Origin of the sequence: Methylobacterium sp. J-030 (assembly GCF_022829545.1) — a bacterium.
Lineage (GTDB): Bacteria > Pseudomonadota > Alphaproteobacteria > Rhizobiales > Beijerinckiaceae > Methylobacterium.
The window spans coordinates 1-1417 of record NZ_JAKSYM010000159.1; the positions used below are offsets into that span (position 1 = coordinate 1).

Annotated in this window: 3 protein-coding genes; all 3 read left to right on the forward strand. The window is 70.4% G+C overall.

From position 1 onward, the window contains the following. The first annotated feature begins 291 nt into the window (after positions 1 to 291). The 3 genes from MKK75_RS09785 to MKK75_RS09795 all read left to right on the forward strand — a co-directional run bounded on the left by MKK75_RS09785 (position 292) and on the right by MKK75_RS09795 (position 1373). Positions 292 to 564, forward strand: a complete 273-nt coding sequence (locus MKK75_RS09785; protein WP_244042394.1) for a hypothetical protein — start codon at positions 292 to 294, stop codon at positions 562 to 564. Between the two features lie 109 nt (positions 565 to 673). Next, on the forward strand, positions 674 to 982 hold the full coding sequence (locus tag MKK75_RS09790; RefSeq protein WP_244042396.1) for a DUF3768 domain-containing protein: 309 nt from the start codon (positions 674 to 676) through the stop codon (positions 980 to 982). A gap of 1 nt (position 983) precedes the next feature. Continuing rightward, positions 984 to 1373 (forward strand): hypothetical protein, encoded by a 390-nt coding sequence (locus MKK75_RS09795; RefSeq protein ID WP_244042395.1) that lies wholly within the window; start codon positions 984 to 986, stop codon positions 1371 to 1373. Positions 1374 to 1417: the final 44 nt, after the last annotated feature.

The window sequence follows — 1417 nt, forward strand, 5'->3', positions numbered from 1 at the left end:
CTCGTGCTGGCCCAGGGCGATGACGAGGACGCCTACTATGCCGCCACGGTCGTGGCCACGAAGGCCGACGACCACTTCGTCCTGACCTGGGTTGACTATCCCGATTACCCCGAGTTCAGCCGCTCCCGCCGCGCACTCGGCCTGCTGCATCCTGCAACCCCGACGCGTGGGCGTTGAGCCAGGCCTGCGATCTCGGCGCCCTGTCGCTTCGGCGTTTCGCGACCCACCCCGGCCGACGCGCCGCGGTACCACTCGACCCTCACTCACAAGAGAGACCTCATGTCAGATCGGATGATTGATCACATTGCGGCCCCCCGCGCACTCTCGCGCCTGCCTCACGGCGGCGCAGCCGTGCCCGACCTTGGCCGTGCGCTCGCCAGCGTGCTCGACCTCAGCGCTGGCGAGCTGGAGGCGGTGCTGTGCGCAGCCGAGGCGCAGCGCCCCGGCGTGCGACATGCGCTGGGTGCTGCCTTCGAGGCCGAGGCGCAGCGTTTGGCTGACTTATCCCGACGCGCCTTCGCCGCGGCCGATCGCTTGGCCGCCCATGTCACGTCGGTGGAGTGAGGCCATGGCCGATCGCACCGCGCGCTCAGAACAAAACACGAACGAGCTGGATCGCCGGACCCATTCGCGTGATGTCCAGCCGCCGGCCGGGGGCGACGGCGCAGTTCGCATGGCGGCGCTGAACGACGCCCCCCGGAGCAGCTTGGTCGGCGGCCATGTGATCGCGACGCCCGGCGTACGCGTGCTGCCCAAGGCCGAACGCATCGCTCTGCTGCTGGCCGTGCGCCGCTTCGACAACTTCGACGGCGACAACGATCCGGACGGCGAGCACGATTTCGGCGCGGTCGCGGTCGGCGCCCAGCGCTGTTTCTGGAAGATCGACGCCTACGACCGCGATCTGCGCGGGCACTCGCCCGACCCAGCCGACCCAGCGGTGACGACGCGCGTGCTCACCGTCATGCTGGCCGAGGAGTACTGACGTGAGTGGGCGCAAGCTATCGGCCGCACGCGAGCCGACCGCCGGTCCCTGGCTCGTGCGCGGCGAAGCCGAGGCCGACGATACCCCCACGGTGCGAATGCTCGGGGTCGAACCCGCGCGGGAGGAACGGCCGGGCGGGTGGCCCTACTTCATCCGGCGAGCGCGCCCGGTCGAGTTCGGCGGATCCTGCCTGCACATCGCCACGGGGATCCAGCGCTTGGCCGACGCGAAGCTGCTCGCCGCGGCACCGGATCTCACGACCATCCTGCTGCGGCTGCTGACCACCCCCGAATTGATGCGCGCCGATCTCGCCCCGAACACGCGCGACGCCGTCACGGGCGGCTGGGACTTACTGGTGCAGGTCGCTCCGCACCTCGAGATCGGGTCGTGAGGAGCGGGGCCACGTCGAGCTACCGGTCAGTCTGCCCGTGGCCG